The 19,508-nt window shown below is 74.2% G+C and carries 19 protein-coding genes; 13 read left to right on the forward strand and 6 right to left on the reverse strand.

The features are described 5' to 3' along the window. Positions 1-6: 6 nt before the first annotated feature. Complete coding sequence (gene sdhC / locus ACWGSR_RS06195) at positions 7-387, reverse strand: succinate dehydrogenase, cytochrome b556 subunit (RefSeq protein ID WP_453563890.1); 381 nt, start codon at positions 385-387, stop codon at positions 7-9. Positions 388-579: 192 nt separating this feature from the next. After that, the gene (locus tag ACWGSR_RS06200) at positions 580-1,164 is read right to left on the reverse strand and encodes a 2-oxo-4-hydroxy-4-carboxy-5-ureidoimidazoline decarboxylase (RefSeq protein WP_453564210.1); all 585 of its coding nucleotides are present in this window, start codon (positions 1,162-1,164) and stop codon (positions 580-582) included. Positions 1,165-1,530: 366 nt separating this feature from the next. Here ACWGSR_RS06200 and ACWGSR_RS06205 point away from each other — a divergent pair, with 366 nt between their 5' ends. From ACWGSR_RS06205 to ACWGSR_RS06220, 4 genes are all read left to right on the forward strand, one after another. Next, positions 1,531-3,144, forward strand: coding sequence for a beta-N-acetylhexosaminidase (locus ACWGSR_RS06205; protein ID WP_453563892.1), 1,614 nt, complete (start codon positions 1,531-1,533; stop codon positions 3,142-3,144). Positions 3,145-3,194: 50 nt separating this feature from the next. Continuing rightward, positions 3,195-3,425 (forward strand): FitA-like ribbon-helix-helix domain-containing protein, encoded by a 231-nt coding sequence (locus ACWGSR_RS06210; RefSeq protein ID WP_366371230.1) that lies wholly within the window; start codon positions 3,195-3,197, stop codon positions 3,423-3,425. After that, entirely contained in the window at positions 3,422-3,841 is a 420-nt protein-coding gene (locus tag ACWGSR_RS06215; protein WP_453563895.1) for a type II toxin-antitoxin system VapC family toxin, read from the forward strand. The genes ACWGSR_RS06210 and ACWGSR_RS06215 overlap by 4 nt, the downstream gene beginning before the upstream one ends. 127 nt (positions 3,842-3,968) lie before the next feature. Next, a complete protein-coding gene (locus ACWGSR_RS06220) occupies positions 3,969-4,544 on the forward strand; it encodes a hypothetical protein (RefSeq protein WP_376243319.1) in 576 nt (191 codons plus the stop codon). Between the two features lie 8 nt (positions 4,545-4,552). Here ACWGSR_RS06220 and ACWGSR_RS06225 read toward each other — a convergent pair whose 3' ends face one another. Continuing rightward, positions 4,553-5,302 (reverse strand): Clp protease N-terminal domain-containing protein, encoded by a 750-nt coding sequence (locus ACWGSR_RS06225; protein WP_453563898.1) that lies wholly within the window; start codon positions 5,300-5,302, stop codon positions 4,553-4,555. Between the two features lie 392 nt (positions 5,303-5,694). Between ACWGSR_RS06225 and ACWGSR_RS06230 the strand changes: the two genes are divergently transcribed. Together ACWGSR_RS06230 and ACWGSR_RS06235 are read left to right on the forward strand one after the other, a co-directional pair. Continuing rightward, the gene (locus ACWGSR_RS06230) at positions 5,695-6,375 is read left to right on the forward strand and encodes an RNA polymerase sigma factor (RefSeq protein ID WP_376243338.1); all 681 of its coding nucleotides are present in this window, start codon (positions 5,695-5,697) and stop codon (positions 6,373-6,375) included. Next, complete coding sequence (locus ACWGSR_RS06235) at positions 6,375-7,523, forward strand: hypothetical protein (RefSeq protein WP_453563900.1); 1,149 nt, start codon at positions 6,375-6,377, stop codon at positions 7,521-7,523. Before ACWGSR_RS06230 ends, ACWGSR_RS06235 begins: the two co-directional genes overlap by 1 nt. Before the next feature lie 152 nt (positions 7,524-7,675). Here ACWGSR_RS06235 and ACWGSR_RS06240 read toward each other — a convergent pair whose 3' ends face one another. Beyond that, positions 7,676-8,602: a L,D-transpeptidase family protein gene (locus ACWGSR_RS06240; protein ID WP_453563903.1), complete on the reverse strand. Its 927-nt coding sequence runs from the start codon at positions 8,600-8,602 to the stop codon at positions 7,676-7,678. Between the two features lie 215 nt (positions 8,603-8,817). Between ACWGSR_RS06240 and leuE the strand changes: the two genes are divergently transcribed. Further along, a complete protein-coding gene (leuE, locus tag ACWGSR_RS06245) occupies positions 8,818-9,474 on the forward strand; it encodes a leucine efflux protein LeuE (protein WP_376243331.1) in 657 nt (218 codons plus the stop codon). Between the two features lie 60 nt (positions 9,475-9,534). After that, positions 9,535-10,356 (forward strand): MerR family transcriptional regulator, encoded by an 822-nt coding sequence (locus ACWGSR_RS06250; RefSeq protein ID WP_376243333.1) that lies wholly within the window; start codon positions 9,535-9,537, stop codon positions 10,354-10,356. Positions 10,357-10,435: 79 nt separating this feature from the next. Here the strand turns inward: ACWGSR_RS06250 and ACWGSR_RS06255 are convergent, their stop codons facing one another. Continuing rightward, entirely contained in the window at positions 10,436-11,773 is a 1,338-nt protein-coding gene (locus ACWGSR_RS06255) for a polysialyltransferase family glycosyltransferase (RefSeq protein WP_453563905.1), read from the reverse strand. Then, positions 11,770-12,822 carry a glycosyltransferase family 2 protein gene (locus tag ACWGSR_RS06260; RefSeq protein ID WP_453563908.1) on the reverse strand — a complete coding sequence of 351 codons (1,053 nt, stop codon included), beginning with the start codon at positions 12,820-12,822 and terminating at the stop codon, positions 11,770-11,772. Before ACWGSR_RS06260 ends, ACWGSR_RS06255 begins: the two co-directional genes overlap by 4 nt. A gap of 220 nt (positions 12,823-13,042) precedes the next feature. Between ACWGSR_RS06260 and ACWGSR_RS06265 the strand changes: the two genes are divergently transcribed. From ACWGSR_RS06265 to ACWGSR_RS06285, 5 genes are all read left to right on the forward strand, one after another. Continuing rightward, a complete protein-coding gene (locus ACWGSR_RS06265) occupies positions 13,043-14,332 on the forward strand; it encodes a DUF6716 putative glycosyltransferase (protein ID WP_453563910.1) in 1,290 nt (429 codons plus the stop codon). Further along, complete coding sequence (locus ACWGSR_RS06270) at positions 14,332-15,771, forward strand: cytidylyltransferase domain-containing protein (RefSeq protein ID WP_453563913.1); 1,440 nt, start codon at positions 14,332-14,334, stop codon at positions 15,769-15,771. The genes ACWGSR_RS06265 and ACWGSR_RS06270 overlap by 1 nt, the downstream gene beginning before the upstream one ends. An 11-nt stretch (positions 15,772-15,782) precedes the next feature. Then, complete coding sequence (locus ACWGSR_RS06275) at positions 15,783-16,676, forward strand: N-acetylneuraminate synthase family protein (protein WP_376237749.1); 894 nt, start codon at positions 15,783-15,785, stop codon at positions 16,674-16,676. Next, on the forward strand, positions 16,673-17,794 hold the full coding sequence (locus tag ACWGSR_RS06280) for a hypothetical protein (protein WP_453563916.1): 1,122 nt from the start codon (positions 16,673-16,675) through the stop codon (positions 17,792-17,794). Before ACWGSR_RS06275 ends, ACWGSR_RS06280 begins: the two co-directional genes overlap by 4 nt. Positions 17,795-17,944: 150 nt before the next feature. Then, positions 17,945-19,168: an amidohydrolase gene (locus ACWGSR_RS06285; protein WP_376237755.1), complete on the forward strand. Its 1,224-nt coding sequence runs from the start codon at positions 17,945-17,947 to the stop codon at positions 19,166-19,168. Positions 19,169-19,508 lie beyond the last annotated feature (340 nt).

The raw sequence follows: 19,508 nt of genomic DNA on the forward strand, positions 1-19,508 counted from the left end.
CTGGCGTCAGCTCCCGAACAGTTCACGTACGGCGTGCCCGAGGATGGGGTACAGCGAGAACGCCATCAGCACGACCCAGATGCCCACGACGGTCCAGAGCATCTGCTTCTGGTAGCGCGGGCCCTTGGACCAGAAGTCCACCGCGATGACCCGGAGGCCGTTCAGCGCGTGGAAGAGGATGGCGGCGACCAGGCCGTACTCCAGCAGAGCGACGATCGGCGTCTTGTAGGTCGCGACGACCTCGTCGTAGGCCTCGGGGGAGACGCGGACGAGAGAGGTGTCAAGGACGTGTACGAACAGGAAGAAGAAGATGAGGACGCCGGTGACTCGATGAGCCACCCAGGACCACATTCCTTCCCGGCCGCGGTACAGCGTTCCAGCCGGCACGGAAAAACCCTCCGGGAGCGGGGATCAGGGCCGGCCGGCTTCTCTGTCGGTCTGGCCCGGCCGGGTACGGTCCACCGGCCCCGGTCATCGTAGCGACGAGTTGTCGGTTCGCTCGCGCGGGGTCCATAGGTGTGATCAAACAGGCACGGACGGGCTATCGCACAGGACGGAATCACCGCATTGCGGACGGAATCACGCCTCGGGGCGCCGGGGTGTGAGCCCCTCGGCCAGCCGGAAGGCCAGCCGCGCGCGGGCGAGCCGGCGCAGTTCCTCGGCCGCGATCACCCGCTCCTCCTCCGGTTCGTTGCCGAGACGTGACCGGATTCCGGCCAGGACCTGGTCGAGCCGTTCCCCGGGCCGCACCCCGTCGAGGCTGATCACGAACGCATGTCCGAAGCTGCTCTCGTACGCCGCGTGCGCGGCCCGCAGCGCGGTGCGGGCGGCCGGCGGGGCGCCGGGGTGCGGCAGCGCGGAGGACTCGGCGGCCAGGGCCCCGTCGAGATCGGCGCGGGACAGGTCGTACCCGGCCTCGTCGGCGGCGGCGAGCAGCGCGTCCACCGTGGGATAGGGGCGGTGGGCCGCCACCCGTTCGGCCCAGCGGAGGCTGTGGCAGCAGGAGAGCAGCAGGGCCACGGCCTCGGCGGGGGGCGCCGCGTTGAAGCCGACGAGACCGCCGACGGGGCCGCCGACGGGACCGGCGACAGAACCGCCGACGGGACCGGCGACGGGACCGGCGGGACCGCCGGCGCGCCGGGGCGCGGGGGGCGGGCCGGGTATGGCAGGCGTGTCCGTGGAGCCCGGTTTCCGGCAGGGGACGTGGGTGTCGCTGGTCAGCGTGGGCTCCGGTTACTCCGGGACGGATGGGGTGGGCGTGACGGAACGTTATCGACGGGACGGGGGAAGTGTCCGACGGGTGCGCGATTTTCACCCGGAAGGGAGAGTTTCGGAACATCTGATGGACGCCGGGGTTCCGGTCGTCCGACCGCGGGTGAAGGCGGGGTGTCGATCGTCCCCGCCGTCGTCCTTCTTGACGGCGACGGAGGTTCCGGCGTTCCCGCCGCGACGGATGTGAGGGTTCCGTTTCGGCCGTCCGCGCGTCGCCCGATTGGCCGGACCGTCATCCGTAGGGGAGGATTCCGATTGATGCGGTACTCCATACGGGGGCCCCGGCGGGGCCCCGCACTCCTGGCGACCTCGGTGGCACTGGCCACCGTGGCGGCCTGCTCCGGCGGGTCCGCCTCGGGCCCGGCCTCCGCTCCGTCCCCCGGCTCGGCCACGGCCGCCGCGCCCACGAGCGCGCCGCCCCCGCCGACACCGACGCCGACCCGTACGTACCCGCTCTCCAGCGCGCCCCGCACGGTTCCGGCCGTCCGCGCCCACGAGGCCGCCCGCGGTCCCGGCTGGAAGCCGGCGCCCACCGGCGGGGTCGTCATCGCCGCGAACAGCGGCGGCCTCGCCGACGAGGGCAAGCTGATAGCGGGCGAGCTGGGCATCCCGTACCGGGGCGCCGTCGCCGCCGGACCCGGGGACGTCGAGCTGGCCCTGGGCGGGACGGGCGCCCCCGAGTCGTACGCCCTCGTCGTCCGGGACGACCGGGTGCGGATCAGCGGGCCCGACGAGGCCGGGGTCTTCTACGGCACCCGCACCCTCAAGCAGTCGGTGAAGGCGACCGGCGCGATGCCCGAGGGGACGGTGAACGACCGGCCGGCCAAGCCGCAGCGCGGTCTGAACGTGGACACCGCCCGCAAGCACTTCACGGCCGCCTGGATCGAGGACCGCATCCGGGAGATGGGCGACCTCAAGCTCAACCAGCTCGGACTGCACTTCTCCGACGACCAGGGCTTCCGGATCGAGTCCGAGAGCCACCCCGAGGTGGTCTCCGCCCAGCACCTCACCAAGGCGGAGGTGCGGCGGATCCTCGCCCTCGCCGCCGAGCGGCACGTCACCGTCGTCCCCGAGATCGACTCCCCGGGACACCTCGGCGCGGTCATCGCCGCCCATCCGGACCTCCAGCTCCGCAGCGCGGCCGGCCGGACCCCGCGCGGCGCCGTCGACATCGCGGACCCGGACTCGGCGAAGATCGTCGACGACCTGCTGCGCGAGTACTCCCGGCTCTTCCCCGGCGCGTACTGGCACCTCGGCGCCGACGAGTACGTGGCCCTCATGGCGAAGGACCCCGAGGCCACCTACCCGGAGCTGGCGCGGGCGGCGAAGGCGAAGTACGGGCCCTCCGCCCGCGTCCAGGACCTGGCCACCGGCTGGCTCAACGACCGCGCCGCCGTCGTCCGCCCCACCGGCAAGACCCTCAAGGCCTGGAACGACGGCTTCTTCACCGGCGGGGTCGTGAACGCGGCGAAGGACCTGGAGGTCGAGTACTGGACGGGCAAGGAGATCGGCGCCCGGCCGCCCGTCTCGTACCTGAGCCAGGGCCGGAAGATGGTCAACCTCAACGACGAGTACCTCTACTACGTCCTCGGCGAGCCCAACGACTTCGCGTACCCCACCGGCCGCCGGATCTACGAGCAGTGGACCCCGCTCGTCGTGCGCGGCACCGGCCCCGTCCCGGCGAAGTACGACGCCCAGATCCTCGGCGCCCGCTTCGCGGTCTGGTGCGACCTGGCGAACTCCCAGACCCCGGCCCAGGTGGCGGCGGGCATCCGGCTGCCCCTGGCGGCCCTCTCCCAGAAGGTCTGGAACCCGGCGAAGCCGACGCAGACGTGGGAACAGTTCCGGGCGCTTGCGGAGCGGGTGCGGTGAGGGACGAAAGGTTGCCATCAAACTGCTAGCAGGGCGACTAGAGTAGTCGCATGGCCACTCTCTACGTGCGCGACCTGTCCGAGGAAGCGCTGACCGAGCTGAAGATAAGGGCCGCCCGCAACCGGCAGTCCCTCCAGGCGTACGCCCGCACCCTGCTGGAGCAGGAGGCCGCCACCCCCTCGCTCGATGACGTGGTCGCCCGCATCCAGGAGCGGGTCACGGCCCGGCTGTCGACGGACGACGTGCTCGACGGGATCGACCGGGGAAGGCGACGCGAGTGATCGTCGTGGATGCCGGTGCGCTCGTCATGCTGCTGGCCGACGCGGGCCCGGTCGGCGCGGCGGTGCGGGAGCGGGTGAAGGGGGAGCGGCTGCTCGCCCCGCACCTCGTCGACATCGAGGTGACCTCGGCCCTGCTGGGCCGGCACCGGGGCGGAAAGCTGACCGACCGTGAGCTGGGCGACGCCTGCGCGGCCCTCGCGGAGCTGCCGCTGCGCAGGTCGGAGCACCTCCCGCTGCTGCCCCGGGTGCGCGAGCTGTACGCCAACCTCAGCGCCTACGACGCCCTGTACGTGGCGCTCGCGGAGGGGTACGACGTTCCGCTGGTGACCAGTGACGGCCGGATCCGGGACGGAGCGCGGGCCACCCGGGCCACGTGCCCGGTCGAGGTGTTCAACGAGAAGGCCCTCGGGCTGTGATCACCTCGTACCCCTATGCAACGAGCCGACCCCACTGGCATGATTCCGGCCACACAGTGACGAAAAGGCGACCCCCCGCCACGTAAGGGGAACCGCCGCGTCCGCATCGGGTGGCGAGGAGGCGTCCATGGCGTCGGGGAAGCCGGAGAACGACCGGAGCCTGCGGGAGCTGATCGACGGGGCCGACGAGCGGGGACTGGCCGCGGCCGGCCTCGCCTGTCTCGACCGCTGCCTCCCGCTGCTCGCCGCCGACCGGGGCGACGTCCTGCGGCCCGCCTGGGCGGCCGTCGCGCGCGCCGACGGCGACGCGTGGGGCGAGGCCGTCGCCAAGGCCCGCGTCGAGCTGGACGCCGAGGGCGGCGGGGACGCGGCGGAGTCCGTGCGCGCCATGCTGGCGTCCGCCCCCGCGGCCTGGTCGCCGGAGTCCCTGCGCGCCTGGGTCGGCACCTGCTCCGGCACCGCCCTCGCCCTGCACGGGCGGTACGACGCGGCCGGCGCCGACGAGGGCCTCGTCGAGCGCTGCCGCGCCGGGGACGCCGACGGCGCGGGCCCGCTGCTCGCCGGGGAGCTCCGCCGCCAGCGGGCCGTCCTCGAATCGGCCGCCCACGGCCCGACCGGACTGCGCCGGGCCCGCGAGCTCTCCGTCGAGGGCGGCCGGGTCCTGCGCGCGGTCGTCTCGCGCCGGGCCCGCACCACCGCCTGAGGGGACGGTCAGGACTCCGTCTCCGCCTCCGGCGCCTGGATCGCGATCGAGGCGACCGCCTCGGAGATCTCCCGTTCCGCCGTCGCCTTGTCGAGGCCGAGCCCGCTCAGCACGCCCTCCCCGTCCTCGTGCTCCAGGAGCGCGAGCAGGACGTGCTCGGTGCCGACGTAGTGGTGCCCGAGGCGCAGGGCCTCGCGGAACGTCAGCTCCAGGACCTTCTTCGCCGCCGCGTCGTACGGCACGAGCGTGGGCGGCTCGTCGACGGCCGGCGGCAGGGTCGCCGCCGCCGCCTCGCGCACCCGGTCGAGGGTCACGCCCCGCGAGGCGATCCAGTGCGCCGCGAGCCCCTCGGGCTCGGCCAGCAGGCCGAGCACCAGGTGGGAGGGGGTGATCTCGGCGTTGCCGACGGCCGTCGCCTCGTTCTGGGAGGCCATGACCACGTTCCGCGCGCGGGGCGTGAAGCGGCCGAACCCGGCGCTCGGGTCCATCTTCTCGGCGTCGGGGTCCTTCGGCACGAACCGCTTCTGCGCCGCCTGGCGGGTGACGCCCATGCTGCGGCCGATGTCGGTCCAGGAGGCGCCGGAGCGCCGGGCCTGGTCGACGAAGTGACCGATGAGGTGGTCGGCGACGTCGCCGAGGTGGTCCGCCGCCATGACCGCGCCGGAGAGCTGCTCCAGGGCGTTCGGGTGGACCTTCTTGATGGCTTCGATGAGCTCGTCGAGACGGACGGGAACGGTCGGAACGACTGGATTCGTCATGAGGCAACCCTAGGTTGACACCCAAGGGGTGTCAACCGTTGGTTGACATGTGCGGAGGCGCACCGCGCCCCGGGCGGTCCGGAGGCCGGAAAGCAGGGAAAGGGAGGGGGAAGGCGGAGGAAAAGGAGAGACGACCGGGGCCGCCACCCCCCACAGGAGAGGCCCCGGTCGTCCTCCACGGAGCCGCAGCACGGCTCCGTACTCCTTTCAGCGCCGGGAGTGCGCTTTCTGTCACACCGCTTCCGGACACCGGAAGGTTGCAAGTTGTACAAGGGGCGGGCACCGCGTGGACGAGGTGCCGGAGCACCACGTAGCGTGCTGGTGTGTTGGACAGCGTGGCGGCGGTGACCAGCCGCGACGAGACGACGCGACCGACGAACAGGGTTTGGGGAGTGCTGGGGGACGACGCGGAGCTGACGGCCGCGGTGCTCGCCGCACAGCACGGGGACGAGGACGCCTTCCGTGCTGTGTATCGCGCCGTGCACCCCAGGCTGCTCGGCTACATACGCACACTGGTCGGCGACACCGACGCGGAGGACGTGGCCTCCGAGGCCTGGCTCCAGATCGCGCGCGACCTCGACCGCTTCGGCGGCGACGCGGACCGCTTCCGCGGCTGGGCCGCCCGGATCGCCCGCAACCGCGCCCTCGATCACATACGGATGCGCGGCCGGCGGCCCGTCGTCGGCGCCGACGAGACCGAGCTCACCGACAAGCCCGCCGAGTCCGACACCGCGGGCGAGGCCCTGGAGGCCCTGGCCACCGGCCACACCATGGACCTGATCGCCCAGCTCCCGCAGGACCAGGCCGAGGCCGTCGTGCTGCGCGTCGTCGTCGGCCTGGACGCCAAGAGCGCCGCCGACACCCTCGGGAAGCGCCCCGGCGCCGTGCGCACCGCCGCGCACCGCGGCCTCAAGAGGCTCGCCGAACTCCTCGGGGTCGAGGCCGCCCCGGACGGCGCCGGCGGGACCGTCGTCCCCCTGGACGGCGTGCCTCCGCAGCGCGGCCGGACACCGGGAGCGGTGGCGCCCGGCGGTGTGACGCAATCGCGTCCGCGTACGCAGAAGGACATGTGATGGCCGACGAGCGGTACCAGTGGCTCGACGAGGAGGCCGCGGAGCGACTGCTCCGGGGCGAGCCCGTCGACCCCGTCGACCCCGCCGACGACCTCGCACGCCCGCGGGCCGGGCGCCTCGCGGAGGCCCTCGACGCGGTCCGCACCCCGGTCGCCGGGGGCGAACTGCCGGGAGAGGCCGCGGCCCTCGCCGCCTTCCGCGAGGCCACGGCGGCCCGCGCCGCAGCTGCCCCCACCGCTGCCCCTGCCCCCGCCGCGCAGGGGAACACCGCCGGGGAGACCGTTCCCGCCGACCTGGGCCGGGTGCGGCTCGCGCGCGTCGCCGCGCCCCCGCGCCGTTGGGGCCGCTCCGCGCGCTACGGCCTCGCCGCCGCGGTCGCCGCCGTCGCCGTCGGCGGGGTCGCCGTCGCCGCGGGCACCGGCGTCCTCCCGCTGGTGGGCCCCGCGCCCGCGAGTTCCGTCTCCGCCGGGGAGACCGCGCGGCCGCTCGTCTCGCCGGAGCCCGGCGACATACGCGAGGACTCCGGGATACCCGGGCCCCCGCCGCCCGGCGAGGACCGCACGCGCGGCGCGTCCCCCTCCGCCGGCACGGCCTCCCCGGCCCCGGACGTCACGGGCCCGGACACCACCGCCCCGGACGGCGACCGCCCGGAGGGCGACGGCGCGGACAGGCCGAAGCGGGACGTCCCGGAGCCCGGCCGCGGCACGGCGGGCACGGACGAGGCCCCGGACCCGGACCCCACGCGCGGCCCGGACCGGGACGGAAGCGGAAACGGGAACGGGAACGGAAACGGGAACGGGAACGGCGTCACGGACCTCCGGCAGAAGGCCGTCGAGGCCTGCCGGGCCTACCGCTCGGGAAAGCTCGACGACGGCGGCCGCCGCCGGCTCGCGGACACCCTGCGCAACGGCGAGACCCTGCGCCGCTACTGCGACCGCGTCCTCTCCGGCGCCACCGGCGCACCCGGAAACACCTCCGAGGACGGCTCGAAGGGCGGCTCGAAGGGCGACGGCCCCCGCGGCGGCGAGAACGGGAGCCACTGGGGCGGGGCCGGGGACGGCCGGGGCGACGCCCGGCACTCGACGGCGACGGCCCCCGCGACGACCCCGGAGACGGGCGCGACGACGCGCCTCCCGCTCGGGGTGTAACACTTTCCGGACCGTCGGCGCAGTACGTAATGCCGACTGGTCATCGGCCGCGCGACGAGCCGGGGTTCCCCCCGTACCTGCGGCTCCGCGCACCCGGCGCGGGTGGGGCACGTTCCCCCGGTCCCACCCGCGCCCTCTCCTCCCTCGCGGGCCTACCAGTGGACGACGACCTTGTCCCCGACCTTCACCTGGTCGAAGAGGGCCGAGAGCTTGGCCCGGTCCCGGACGTTGACGCAGCCGTGCGAGGCCCCGGCGTAACCGCGGGCCGCGAAGTCCGACGAGTAGTGCACGGCCTGGCCGCCGCTGAAGAACATCGCGTACGGCATGGGCGTGTGGTAGATCGTCGACGTCCACTCGCGGGCCTTCCAGCCCACGCTGAACGTGCCCTCGCGGGTCGGGGTGTTCTCCGAGCCGAAGCGGACGTCCATCGACGAGACGACCTTGCCGTCGATCATCCAGGCGAGGGTCCGGCTCTCCTTGCTGATGCAGAGCACCCGGCCGGTCATGCACGCCGGGGCCGGGGCGTCGAGCGCGTTGGTGGTCGACGGCTTCAGCTCATTGGCGGTCGGCTTCCGGCTGGCGCCGAGCAGCCGCTGCCAGGTGGTCTCGTCGACCGAGCCGGTGCCGGCCAGCCCCTGCTTCTTCTGGAAGGACTTCACCGAGCGCGCCGTCATCGAGCCGTAGAAGCCGGTGGGGGCGCGGTCGAAGTGCTTGAGCTGCCGCAGCCGCGCCTGGAGCTCGCGCACCTGCTCGTTCTCGTCCCCGTCCTTCATGAGGACCGGGGAGCCCGGCGTCCCGGCGGAGGCGGAGTCCGAGGGGTCCGCCGTGGGGAAGGTGGCGGAGGAGGACGGAGCCTTGCCGTCGGCCGTGGGAGAGGCCCCGGGGGTCGCGGAGTCCGACTCCGACGCCGTCGGAGACGCGGACGGCGACGCGGACCCGGACGCCGACCCCGACGGCTCCGCCGAGGGGGTCGCGGAACCGCTCCCCGGACCGGCCGCCTGGGCCGTACAGCCCGCGGCGAGCGCCACCGAGACCGCTGCCAGCACCACTCTGCGCACGACGGCCGAAGACCGCTTCATCGTTGCCCCCCGGGAAACTCGTATGTACGTAGTGGGATGCTTCCCGGGCGCGAGTGGTTGCGCACCACGGCCGAAAAAGGCCCCTCCGGACATCACGAAGTCATGAACCCCTCTTCCGCCGGGGAGCGGCGTCCGCCTCCCGGGCGGCGCGTCCCGATCTTCCGTGATGCGAAACACGGGGGCGGAACGCCGTACGCGCGTGCGACACTCCGGCCATGCTGGGTGTCACCGATCTGCCGACCTACCTCGCCGGGCTCGTCCTCATCATCCTCCTGCCCGGACCGAACTCGCTCTACGTCCTGTCCGTCGCCGCCCGCAAGGGCACCCGGACCGGCTACAAGGCCGCCGCCGGCGTCTTCACCGGCGACGCGGTCCTCATGACCCTGGCCGCCCTCGGCGCGGCCTCCCTCCTCCAGACCACCCCGGTCCTCTTCATGATCGTGAAGTACGCGGGCGCCGGATACCTGGCCTGGATGGCGTACGGGATGCTGCGGGCCGCATGGGCGATGTGGCGCTCGCGCGGGGAGACGCCCGCGGAGGAGCCCGGGGGCGCCCCGGCGGCCCCCGCCGAGCACCCGTACCGGCGCGCGCTGGTCATCAGCCTCTTCAACCCGAAGGCGATCCTCTTCCTGATCTCCTTCTTCGTGCAGTTCGTGGACCCCGGCTACGCCTACCCGGCGCTCTCCTTCCTGGTCCTCGGCGCCCTGCTCCAGCTCGGCAGCTTCCTCTACCTCACGACCCTCATCTTCGGCGGCACCCGCCTCTCCGCCGCCTTCCGCCGCCGCCGGCGCCTCTCCGCCGGCGCGACCTCGGCGGCCGGCGCCCTCTTCCTCGGCTTCGCCGCGAAGCTCTCGCTGACCAGCGCCGCCTGACCCCTCCCACGACCGAGGCTTGACCCTCACACCGTGTGAGGCCGTTCCGTAGGGGGCGTCATGTTCACCATCGGAGACTTCGCCCGGCACGGGCGGGTGTCGGTCCGGATGCTGCGTCACTACGACGCCGTCGGACTGCTGCGCCCGGCCCGGGTCGACCCGCACACGGGCTACCGCTTCTACGCGGCGGACCAGCTCGCCCGGCTCAACCGCGTCATCGCGCTCAAGGACCTCGGCTTCACCCTGGAACAGGTGGGGGCCATCCTGGAGGAGCGGATCGACGCGCACGAGCTGCGGGGCATGCTGCGCCTGCGCCAGGCCGAGCTGGAGACGGCCCTGGCGGAGGCGCGGACCCGGCTCGACCGGGTCGGCGCGCGGCTCCGTGCCATCGAGAGCGAGGGACACATGTCCACCCAGGAAGTCGTCCTCAAGAAGATCCCCGCCGTCCGGATCGCCGAACTGAGCGCGGTCGTCGCGAGCTTCGGCCCGCAGGACATCACCACCGTCATCGGCCCGCTGTACGACGAGCTGTGCGGCCGGCTCGAAGGCGCGGGCGTCACCGGCTTCGGTCCGGGCGTCGCGTACTACGAGGACGCGGGCCGCGGCGACGGCTCGGTCGTCGTCCACGCGGGCATGACCGTCCCCGAGGGGACGGATGTGGAGGGCGTCCTCGTGCACGTCCTGCCCGGCATCGAGGAGGCGGCGACCGTCGTCCACCACGGCTCGATGGACGGCCTGCTGCCGACCGCGCAGACCCTGGCCACCTGGATCGACGTCAACGGGTACGCCTCCGCCGGATACGCCCGCGAGCTGTACCTGGAGTGCCCGGAGGACCGGGCGCGGTGGGTGACCGAACTCCAGGAGCCGGTCGTCCGCGCCTGAGCGGCCCGAGTCCGTCTCCGCACCCGCGCCGGAGCCCGGGACCCCCGCACGGGTCCCGGGCTCCGGCGCCCCGCGGTGGCTATCTCCTCAACGCCCTGCGCAGCCGCAGCGCCCGCCGGGCCAGCCGGCGGACCTGCGGGTGCCGGGGGAGGGGCAGGCCGCCGGGGAGGCCCAGGGCGGTGAGGCGGCGGCGGGTGAAGTGGTGCCGGGTGCGCTCGGCGACCGGCCCCGACAGGTGCCGTACCGCCGCCGTCCGCAGCTCCGGCCGGATCTTCGGCTGCATCGCGAAGCCGACCGCCGCGACCAGGTCGTTCAGCTCCTCCGTACCGATCCCGGGTCCGTCGCCCTCCGGTCCGCCGAGGGGCGGGACGACCGCGTCCACGACCGTGAGCGGGATCCGGTTGCTGTTCTGGAACGGGGTCAGCCGCTCCAGGAGGGGACGGGTGCCGACCCGGGCGACCGGCAGGCCGTAGAAGGTGTGCGCGGTGAGCAGCGCCGTCGAGAAGCAGCCGACGACAAGGGCGGGCCGCAGCTCGCGGTAGAGCACCTCCGCGAGGACCGGCCGGTCCTCGACCGTCAGCTCCGCGCCCAGCTCCTCCGCCGCGCGCACCAGCTTCCGCGACCAGGCGTCCGGGGCCGTCGGGTGCGGCTTGAAGACGAGCCGCCGGTGGCCCCGCGCGACCGCGCCCCGCACCATCCGCAGGTGCAGCTCCTCCTCCTCGGCGGCGGTCAGCAGGTTCAGGGCCGCCAGGTACTGGCCCAGGAGCAGCGCCGGGCCCTCCGCCGGGGCCGGCCCCGAGGAGGACGGGCCCGCCAGCTCCTCGACGCACTTCGTGAACGCCTCGACCGGTACGGCCTCCGGCACCGCCCCGAACTCCCCCAGGAGCAGCGGCGCGAGGCCGGGCACCAGGTCCAGGTGGAGCAGCCGGGACACGCGCCCGCCGATCAGCGGGTCGATCTTGTTGCGGGTCGGCCCGTAGCTCATCAGCCCGTCCGCGTACACCGTGATCGACGCCTCGGGGAGGAGCTGGGCGATCGCGAGCGCGGGCGTCACCTGGATCGACTCCAGGGCCAGTTCGACCCGGTCGTCGCCGAGGTCCCAGATCCTGCGCAGATGGCGCTGGAGGAGCGGGAGGTCGCTCGCGCGCGGGGTCCAGCCGCCCGGGTGGAGCGGGGAGATCACCTCGTTCCAGGAGAGGACGGAGTCGAAGCGGCCGCGCAGCCGCGCGAAGCCCTCGGCCTCGTCGAGGGAGGGCGTCGTCTCCGGCACGGGCGCGTTGTCGGTGACCAGGAGGATCCGGCGGTCGGCGGGGCCGAAGCAGCCGCTGTCGAGCGCGGCGGCGATCGTCACCGCCCCGTAGAGGGTGGAGGCGCAGAAGATCTGGGTGGTGCGGCGGGGGCGCGTACGGGTGCTCACGCGGCCACCTCCGGGTTCGGGTTCTGGTTCTGGTTCCGGTTCTGGTTCGGGGAGGAGGAGCCGGGACCGGTCGTGGGTGCGGGCGGTGGCGCCGGCCTGCGCCTCCGCAGCCTGCGCAGCAGCGCCGCGCGGTCCCCGCCCATCGCCGTCAGGGCCTCGTCGAGGACGTCCTGCGGCATCCGCCGCAGCGCCCCCGCGCTCATCGCCCGCAACTGCCGTGCCACGTCCGGCTCGAACCTCCCTATTGAACCGACGTGGTGGGAGATCACCGCGCAATAGGTGCGCACGGCTTTCGGGAGGAGGAGTTCCGCGTCCCGGTCCCGCGCCGTCTCCTCGATCACCTGGTCGAAAGCGCGGATGAAATCCAATTGCCGGACGTCGCCGATCTGCGTGAGGGAAGTCGCCACTCCGCGCCGGTAGAAGACGCCGAGTTCGCCGATGGCCGCGAACGATTCCGCCTCGCGGTGCAGCCGCCAGATCCACGGCCGGTCCTCGGCCGTCCGCAGCCCGTGCGTGAAGTGCAGCAGCCCCCGGTCGAGGAGCCGCCGGTGGTAGATCCCGGCCCAGGCGTACGGGTAGTCGACGGAGGTCGTCCGGTGCGACGGCAGGATCGCGTCCCTCGGGCGCAGCACCTCGCCGCGCCGGGGGACCGGCGCCCGGCGCACCCCGCGCTCGCGGCCGGTCACCGAGACGTGGTCGGTGCGCAGGAAGTCGCAGCCCAGCTCCTCGGCGGCGGCGACGAGGCGGGAGTAGTAGCCGGGGGCGAGCCAGTCGTCCCCGTCGAGGAAGGCGACGTACGCGCCGCGGGCGGCGTCGAGCCCGGTGTTCCGGGCCGTGGCGAGGCCCTCGTTGCGCGCGTGCCGGAGCAGGACGGCGCCCGGGATCTCGCGCGCGGCCCGTTCGAGGAGCTCCGGGGTCCCGTCCGACGAGCAGTCGTCGACGAGCAGGAACTCGAAGTCCTCCCGGGCGTTGGCCCGCAGGCTCGTGAGGGTGTCGGGGGCGTATGTCTGCACGTTGAAGAACGGCACGACGACGGAGAGCTTGACCACGCGGCCGACGCTAGGCGCCGGCCCGGCATTCCCCCCGACCGCCGGGAGGATGTCCGGTGAACACCAAGCGGCGGGCCGATTAACCGCCTTTACGGAAAGGGGGAAATCCGGCCCGGGGCGACCGGATGCCGACCCGCTTCAGCATGCGGAGAGGCTCTGTTCACCGGTTGTTGTGGCTCAGTTGGGCCGGAAAGCGGAATGCCCTTCTAGCGTCCTCGACGTGCCATCACGTACCCGAGAAGCGATACGGACCGCCGTACTCGCCGACTCCGACACCCGGTGGAAATGGGGCGCCCTCACCGCGCGCCGCATCACGGCGACGGCCGCCGAACCCACCGGCTTCGTCCTGCGCGGACGCGCCACCCCGACCGCCCGCCAGCTCGCCGAGACCGGGGTGTCCTCGGACGTCCCCCGCGAGGTGACGGGCGCGGAGTTCCTGCGCGCCGTACGGGACGCGGAGGCGCGTGGCGAGGGGTACGACGTGCTCGTCCTCGCCCTCGTCGGCGGCACCGTCCGGGCCGTCCTCCAGGGCCTGGCCGACCTGGGCCTCGCCCGGCGCCCGGTGATCGTCACCGGCTACGTCGGTGTCGTCTACGAGAAGCTGACCGACGGCCTCCTGCTGCGCCACGGCGCCGACGTCGTCCTCGCCAACTCCCGCCACGACGCCGAGCGCTTCCGCGCCGTGTACGAAGGGGTGGGCGCGGGCGCCGGGTCGGTCGTGGAGGCGGCGCTGCCCTTCCTCGGCGGCGCCCCGTACGCCCCCGTCGCCGGCCGCGACACCCTGGTCTTCGCCGCGCAGCCCTCCGTGCCCGTCACCCGCGCCGAACGCGCCTACGTGCTGCGGCGGCTGATCGGGCACGCCCGGCTCCACCCGGGCCGCGAGGTGCTCCTCAAGCTCCGCTCCAAGCCGGGCGAACACACCACGCACCTGGAGGAGTTCCCCTTCCAGAAGCTGGTGCGCGAGCTCGACCCGCCGGACAACTTCCGGCTCGTGTACGGGCACATGGGCGAGGTCCTGGACCGCACCGACCTCTTGGTCACCGTCTCCTCGACGGCCGCCCTCGAAGCCCTGCACCGGCGGATCCCCACCGCGATCCTCACCGACCTCGGGGTCCGCGAGGCGCTCGGCAACCACCACTTCGTCGGCTCCGGCCTGCTGACCTCCTTCGACCGGCTCGACGAGGGGGGCGCGCCGACGCCCGACGAGACCTGGCTCGCCCGCCAGGGAGTCGCCTCCGACGGCTCGTACGAGGAGGCCTTCGACGCGGCCCGCGACCGGGTCGACGCCCTCCTGGCAGGGCCCGGACTCCCCCCGATCAGCCCCTACTACACCGCGGAGACGGCCCCCGGCTACCTGCCCGGGATCCTCGCCCGCCACCGCCTGGACGTCACCGCGCCGGAGCCCCGCGAGAGCAGGCTCCGCCGGATCGTCCGGGAGGCCGCGCGGGGCGCGTACCGCCACGGCGTGCAGCGCGTCGCCCCCGTCATCCGCCGCCTGGGAGAACTCTGATGACCGCCGCACCCGCTTCCGGGACCGCCGCACCCGCGCCCGCGACCGCCGCACCCGCTTCCGGGACCGCCGCGCCCGCGCCCGCCGCTCCCGTGCCCGGGGCCGCCGTCCCCGCCTCCGGGACCGTTACCCCCGCGCCCACTCCAGGGGCCGCCGCCGCGACCGCCGCGCCCACCCCCGGAACCGCTCCCGCCGCAACCGCCCCCGCGGGCTCCGCGCCCGTCGTGCTCGCCGTGATCCCCGCCCGGGGCGGCTCCAAGGGCGTGCCCGCCAAGAACCTCGCCCCGGTGGCCGGCGTCCCGCTGGTCGGCCGCGCCGTGCACGCCTGCCTCGGCGCCCGCCCCGTCACCCACGTCGTGGTCTCCACCGACGACCCCGCCATCGCGGCCGCCGCCCGCGCCGCCGGCGCCGAGGCCGTGCACCGCCCCGCCGACCTCGCGGGCGACACCGCCACCAGCGAGGCCGCCGTCCTGCACGCCATGGACGCCTTCGAGGCCACCCACGGCCGCGCCGCCGACGTGGTCCTCCTCGTCCAGTGCACCAGCCCCTTCCTCACCTCCGCCGAGGTCGCCGAGACCGCCGACCGGATCCTCTCCGGCGCCGCCGACACGGCCTTCACGGCCGCCCCGTCGCACGGCTTCCTCTGGCGCGAGACGGCGGAGGGCGCCGAGGGCGTCAACCACGACAGGGCGCACCGCCCCCGCCGCCAGGACCGGGAGCCCGAGTACCTGGAGACCGGCGCCGTCTACGCCATGGCCGCGCCCGGCTTCCGCACCCACCGGCACCGCTTCTTCGGCCGCACCGCGCTCGTCGCCACCGACCCCGCCCGGGTCCTGGAGATCGACGACCCGCACGACCTGGCCCGCGCCAAGGCCCTCGCCCCGCTCCTGGACGCGCCCGCCACCCCCGGCCTCGCCGACGTGGACGCGGTGGTCCTGGACTTCGACGGCACCCAGACCGACGACCGGGTCCACCTCGACGCCGAGGGCCGCGAGTTCGTCTCCGCTCACCGCGGCGACGGCCTCGGCATCGCCGCCCTGCGCCGCGCCGGCCTCCCCGTCCTCATCCTCTCCACCGAACAGAACGCCGTCGTCGCCGCCCGCGCCCGCAAGCTCCGCATCCCCGTCCTGCACGGCATCGACCGCAAGGACCGGGCCCTCAAGGAGTGGTGCGAGGCCGAGGGCATCGACCCGCAGCGCGTCCTCTACGCCGGCAACGACGTCAACGACCTGCCCTGCTTCCACCTCGTCGGCTGGCCCGTCGCGGTGAGCAGCGCCCACGACTCCGTACGGGCCGCCGCCCGCGCGGTCACCGTCACCCCGGGCGGCGCCGGAGCGGTCCGCGAGATCGCCGCCTGGCTCCTCGGACCCGAACTCGACGCCCCCGCACGTGCCACCGCCGCACGTACGACCCCCGCACGCACCACCACCGAATCCTAAGGACCCGCACCATGAGCACCCGTCTCCGCACCCTCGGCACCAAGACCGCCGGCCCCGGGCAGCCCGTCTACGTCACCGGCGAGATCGGCATCAACCACAACGGCGAGCTCGACAACGCCCTCGCCCTGATCGACGTCGCCGCCGAGGCCGGCTGCGACGCGGTCAAGTTCCAGAAGCGCACCCCCGAGATCTGCACCCCGCGCGACCAGTGGGACATCGAGCGGGACACCCCCTGGGGCCGCATGACCTACATCGACTACCGCCACCGCGTGGAGTTCGGCGAGGAGGAGTACCGGGCCATCGACGCGCACTGCAAGGAGCGCGGCATCGACTGGTTCGCCTCCCCGTGGGACACCGAGGCCGTCGCCTTCCTGGAGAAGTTCGACGTCCCCGCCCACAAGGTCGCCTCCGCCTCCCTCACCGACGACGAGCTGCTCCGCGAGCTGCGCGCCACCGGCCGCACGGTCATCCTCTCCACCGGCATGTCGACGCCGAAGCAGATCCGGCACGCCGTCGAGGTCCTCGGCAGCGACAACATCCTCCTCTGCCACGCCACCTCGACCTACCCGGCCAAGGCCGAGGAGCTCAACCTGCGCGTGATCCAGACGCTCCAGGAGGAGTACCCGAACGTCCCGATCGGCTACTCCGGCCACGAGACCGGCCTCCAGACCACCCTGGCCGCCGTCGCCCTCGGCGCCGTCTTCGTCGAGCGCCACATCACCCTCGACCGCGCCATGTGGGGCTCCGACCAGGCCGCCTCCGTCGAGCCCCAGGGCCTGACGCGCCTGGTCCGCGACATCCGCACCATCGAGACGGCCCTCGGCGACGGGGTCAAGAAGGTGTACGAGTCGGAGCTCGGCCCGATGAAGAAGCTCCGCCGGGTCCAGGGCGCCGTCGCCTCATGACCGGGCAGCTGGCGTTCGTCGAGAGCCCGGTCCAGCTCCTCAACGTCCTGGAGTGGGCGCACACCCGGGCCCCGGCCCGGACCCCCGGCACGGAGGCCTCCGCCGCCGTTGCGCCCACCACTGAGGCGCCCGCGCCAGCCCCCCTCACGGTCGTCGTCCTCTCGCCGACCGACCCCATGTCGCGGGGCCAGCTGCGCCGGATGGCCCAGCTGGCCCGCGACGAGGGCCTCACCGTCCACTGGCAGGAGGCCCGCGGCGGCCGGGGCGCCCTCGTCCGCACCCTGCGGCGGCTCGCCGGACCGCTGCGCTCGGCCGAGCGGGTGATCATCGGGGACCCGTTCTCCCGGTACGTCCAGCTCCTCCTGACCCTCTTCGGCCCCCGGCACCTGACCGTGGTCGACGACGGCACCGCGACCATGGAGTTCGCCGCCCAGCTCGGCCGCGGCGAGCGCCTGGTCCGCTGGCACCGCAAGGGCAGCCTGGGCCCGCGCGAGCTGGTCCTCGCCCCCGTGACCACCCTGGCCCGGCGCCGGCTCGCCCCGGCCCGGGGCCGCACCGTCGAGGTCTTCACCTCGCTGCCGGTCGAGGCCCCGGAGGGCGTCGAGGTCACGGAGAACTCCTACGCCTGGACCCGTGCCCGCTTCGGCCCGCCGCTGCTCACCGGCGGCGCGGACCTGGTCGGCACCTCGCTGGTGGAGACCGGGGTGGTCGACGCCGACCACTACGCGCGCGTGGTCGGCGAGCTCGCCCGCGCGCACGGCGCCACCCGCTACTTCGCACACCGCAGGGAGAGCGCCGAGAAGCTGCACCGGATAGCCGTCGAGACGGGCCTCCAGGTGGTCCGGCCCGAGCTGCCCCTGGAGCTGGTCGCCCGGCGCGGCCCGGTCGGCCGCACGATCGTCAGCTTCCCGTCCACGGTCGTGCACACCCTGCCGCTGGCCCTGGCCGGCACGGGCGTGCGGGTCGCCGTCTGCGAGGTCGCGCCCGAGTGGCTGCGGGCGACCGCCTCGCCGCGCGCGCAGGGCTTCCTGTCCGGGGTGACGGGCACGGCGGCCCACGAGGTCGACCGGCTCACGGCCCGCGGGATCCCCTCCGTCGACCGGCTGGAGTTCGGATGATGTTTCCCGCCGCCCGTGCGGGGCAATCGGGTGAGGATACCCACACGGGGTGGTCGCTAAGCCCGGAAAATCGAGGTTCTTTCCCCTAACGGGTTGAACTTTTCGTGATCAACGGGCAGTTGACCGCCCCGAAGGCCTACCCTTCAAAAGGTGAACCAGTTGAAGTCCCGTGAGCCAGGCTCCGCCACTCTGCCCGGAAAGCTGCCCGCAACCCTGCGCGACGAACTGATCATGTTCCGCAGGGACTTGCACATGCACCCCGAGCTCGGGAAGCAGGAGTTCCGTACGACCGCCGCGCTCAAGGCCCGCCTGGAGGCGGCCGGACTCGCGCCGGAGGTCCTTCCGGCCGGCACCGGACTCATCTGTGACATCGGCACGCCGGACCCCGGCCGGCCCATGCTGGCGATCCGCGCCGACCTCGACGCGCTCCCCATCCCGGACGTCAAGACCGTCGCCTACCGCTCCACCGTGGCCAACCGCGCCCACGCGTGCGGACACGACGTCCACACGACCTCCGTCCTCGGCGCGGGCCTGGTCCTCGCCGAGCTCGACCGGCAGGGGCTCCTGCCCAACGCCGTGCGGCTGATCTTCCAGCCCGCCGAGGAGGTCCTGCCCGGCGGCGCCGTCGACGTCGTCGAGGCCGGCGCCCTGAACGGCGTCGGACGGATCATCGCCGTCCACTGCGACCCGAGGGTCGACGCGGGCAAGATCGGCCTGCGCGCCGGCCCCATCACCTCCGCCTGCGACCGGCTGGAGGTCACCCTCGACGGCCCCGGCGGCCACACCGCCCGGCCGCACCTCACCACCGACCTGGTCACCGCCGCCGCCCGCGTCGCCACCGACGTCCCCGCCGTCCTGGCCCGCCGCGTCGACGCCCGCTCGGGCCTCTCGGTCACCTGGGGCCGCATCGAGTCCGGCCACGCCCCCAACGTCATCCCGCAGCACGCCGAGCTCTCCGGCACCGTCCGCTGCCTCGACCTGCCGGCCTGGCGCGACGCGCCCGACCTGGTGCACGCGGCGATCGACGAGGTCGCGGCCCTGCACCGGGCCAAGTCGACCGTCACCTACGTCCGGGGCGTCCCCCCGGTCGTCAACGACGCGGCCGTGGCCGAGCTGCTCCGCGACGCCATGACCGCCCGGCGCGGGGTGCACGCGATCGAGGACACCGAGCAGAGCCTCGGCGGCGAGGACTTCTCCTGGTACCTGGAGCACGTCCCCGGCGCCATGGCCCGCCTGGGCGTCCGCGTCCCCGGCGACACCCGCGTCCGCGACCTGCACGCCGGCGACTTCGACGTGGACGAGAACGCGATCGAGGCGGCCGTGGAGCTCTTCACGGCGGCGGCCCTGCTCACGAACGCGCCGCAGGAGGCCTGACCCGGGCCCGGACCGCACGGCCCCGGGCCCGTACGGTCCGGGCCACGCGGTCCGAGGCCCACGGGCAGGGCCGCAAGCGGGCCGGGGCCCGCCGACCGGTCCGTACGCACGAGCGATGCTTTCCGGCCGGGCGGACCCCTCGTCCGTCCGGCCCACCCGTTCCCCCGGACGGTCCAGCGCCCGGCGTGTCCCCCGTACGCCCCCTGCCGCACCGGGCGCCCCCGCCGGTATAACCGGCGGTACCGGGCCGAACGCCCTCGGTCGCCCCGCACGGCCGGTTCGCGACGATCCGATAACGACTCATGAACGGGTCTTTAACTGACATCTACGCGCGTTACGA

It is taken from the genome of Streptomyces sp. NPDC055632, from assembly GCF_053618675.1.